Origin of the sequence: Novacetimonas hansenii JCM 7643, assembly GCF_000964405.1 — a bacterium.
In the GTDB taxonomy this organism is placed as follows: domain Bacteria; phylum Pseudomonadota; class Alphaproteobacteria; order Acetobacterales; family Acetobacteraceae; genus Novacetimonas; species Novacetimonas hansenii.
Genome location: NZ_BANE01000240.1, coordinates 1 through 2,413, shown reverse-complemented (window position 1 = coordinate 2,413; position 2,413 = coordinate 1). Strand labels below are relative to the sequence as shown.

Genomic DNA, 2,413 nt, shown 5'->3' with positions numbered 1-2,413 from the left:
TGAAAAAAAGGCAGCACCCAGAAACTTTTCTTGTTTTTTATCAATGACTTGTTTTCAAGCAATCTCTAAAACAACAGAAGTTCCGGGCAAGGATATTTTTCAAAGATCTTTGAAAAATATTGCATGTTATCAAAATATAAGGTCACGCCTGAACACCTGTCCTTTTTGCATGATCCATTATCCCCTGTGTGGCTGTTTCATCCGTCACGGGACTGGTGGGCGGTGATGATCTGCACCGCACCATGGGTGATTGCGACCGCAGCGACGATTCCGGTTGCACTTGATCCCGCATCAAGGCCCAGCCGGTATCCTTCGGGTCGTAATGTCCCGATGGGTTTGCATGTTCCGTCGCGCGCGGTGGGAATGCGGTGTTCGAACGTATGGCCATGCACCACGAACCACCCGCCGGGCCATGGGGTGGTGGAGGTATGAAATGCCTTGCGTATCCACAGGGGATTGTCGTCGTCATGGGCATGCAGCGCGTTATACCGCCGTGCCCATGCCACGGGGTCCGGCGCGGTGGGGTTGATGCCCGCATGCAGCAACAGTACCGACCCGATGGTGCGGAACGTGGCGATGGACGGGCGGCCATCCGTGCCGGGTTTCCATCGTGCGATGGCATAATCCACCATGGACCGCGCCGCGTCATGCGCGATGCCCGCCGCCATCGCGGCATGGACCAGCGCGCGGCATGTATCGCCGCCATAGGCCCCTTTCCATGGCATCAGCCAGTCGCCGCCATGCCCGGCGAAGGTGTCGGGATAATCCGGGTTGAACAGGGGGGCGAACAGCATCTGTTCATGATTGCCCGGCAGCGCGTGAAAGGCGATGTCCGTCCCCGGCAGTTTGCCGTGGCGTGCGAAATCCAGCACATCCATCAGGCAGCCGATGCTGTCTGGCCCCCTGTCGATCACATCCCCAAGGGAGGTGCAGGTCGCGGTGGGGAAATGCCGCGCGCAATGGCGCAGCAGCGCATGCAGGTGCGCGCGTTCGCCATGCACGTCGCCAATGACGAATTCCACGTGTCCTGGCGGCAGTGACACGGGCGCGGGCAGGGGCGCGCCAATGCGCAATGTGATGTGTTGTGGCATGGGGGGCAGTTCATGCATGGTCGTGCGTTTTTTTTCCTGCATGCATGATGATCGGGTCATAGCTGACCTGTCGAGGGCATTGCACCATGGCGGTCCACCCCGGCGGATCATTCATGAATAGGGGATTTTTCACGAATGACCCATTCAATATATTGAAATCATCAGGATATTTTCCGGGAACATCCTGTGCAGAAAGCCTCAGGGGTTATTTGAAAAGTCAGGATCAATAACAGACTGAAATCATAAAAGTTTTTGGTAAAGCTTTTTCCAAAAAGCTTCAGAAGACGTCGCCTTCTCCGATCGAAAGGCAACATCTGGAAACTTTTCTTGGATTTGTTTTTAAACAATCCCTCAGGGGACGTCACGTTCCTGAAAAACGGCCCCGTCCAGCCTTTTGTACCAGTGTGTCATGCCAGTATATCGTGCCAATGTTCCGTGCCAGCCTTTCGTTCCTGCCTGTCATGATGCAGCATGGTCCGCATGGCGCATGTGGGGGGCAGACCCCGTATCGTCCCGTCCGGTACAGGCAGGGTGTTATGCGCGGGGCATGCAATCACGTCCCGGCCTGTCCCCAGGCAGGGGCCGGGGCCGAATATGAAAACAGGCGGCGGGAAAGGCCCGACCGCCTGTTTCTGCCTCTATTTTCCAGCAGGGGCGCGTAGGGAATGGGGCGTCATATTCGCCCCATGATCATCAGGACCACCAGCGCAAGAACCACAAGCCCCAGCGCGCCCGAGGGATAATAGCCCCATCCCACGCTGTAGGGCCAAGTTGGTAACGCCCCGATCAGCAGGATAATGATGATGACAAGAAGGATATTGTTCATTGTTCGGACCCTTCGGGAATGGGGCATCGCCGTGGTGCCATCAACCACACCGGGCGGGTGCCGCGATGCTGGCCCCACATGGTCGTGTCACGGCGATATCTTGGGGCGATAACCCCATATCCGTCGTGAAGTTCCCTGTTATCGGGTACCCGGCCATCGTGCACTGACCTGCCGATGGCATGTGATTGATGGCCTTTCGCCAAGAGGTTGTCTGAAAACAAGTGATTGATGAAAAACAGGAAAAGTCTCTGGGTGTCGCTTTTTTTTCAAAAAGGTGGCGTCTTTTGAAGCTTTTAGGAAAAGCTTCACCAAAAATCTTTATAATTTTAGGGTATTATGGAAGTCTGATTTTTTGAAAAATTATTGTTATGACTGAAATGTTCCCGTTTTCTCTTGATGTGATGTTTTAAAGAAGTCTTTAACAGCCTGTTTGAACAGCTAAGTCCGATAAAATCGTGAAATCATAAAAGTTTTTGGTGAAGCTTTTTTCAAAAAG

At 54.0% G+C, this 2,413-nt stretch carries 3 protein-coding genes; 1 reads left to right on the top strand and 2 read right to left on the bottom strand.

All coding sequences use genetic code 11. The annotated features are described in order from the left end of the window. Positions 1 to 226: hypothetical protein (locus B7G66_RS18465; RefSeq protein WP_206778200.1), on the top strand; the 226-nt coding region annotated here is incomplete at its 5' end. Here B7G66_RS18465 and B7G66_RS13975 read toward each other — a convergent pair. Beyond that, positions 198 to 1,091 (bottom strand): metallophosphoesterase, encoded by an 894-nt coding sequence (locus B7G66_RS13975; RefSeq protein WP_159107968.1) that lies wholly within the window; start codon positions 1,089 to 1,091, stop codon positions 198 to 200. The genes B7G66_RS18465 and B7G66_RS13975 overlap by 29 nt on opposite strands. A gap of 673 nt (positions 1,092 to 1,764) precedes the next feature. Continuing rightward, positions 1,765 to 1,917 carry a DUF3309 family protein gene (locus B7G66_RS13965; protein WP_003621614.1) on the bottom strand — a complete coding sequence of 51 codons (153 nt, stop codon included), beginning with the start codon at positions 1,915 to 1,917 and terminating at the stop codon, positions 1,765 to 1,767. Positions 1,918 to 2,413: the final 496 nt, after the last annotated feature.

Excerpts from the sequence above, each read along its gene's own strand:
- B7G66_RS13975 (WP_159107968.1), bottom strand. The coding sequence starts at position 1,091 with ATGCCACAACACATCACATTGCGCATTGGCGCGCCCCTGCCCGCGCCC.
- B7G66_RS13965 (WP_003621614.1), bottom strand. The coding sequence starts at position 1,917 with ATGAACAATATCCTTCTTGTCATCATCATTATCCTGCTGATCGGGGCG.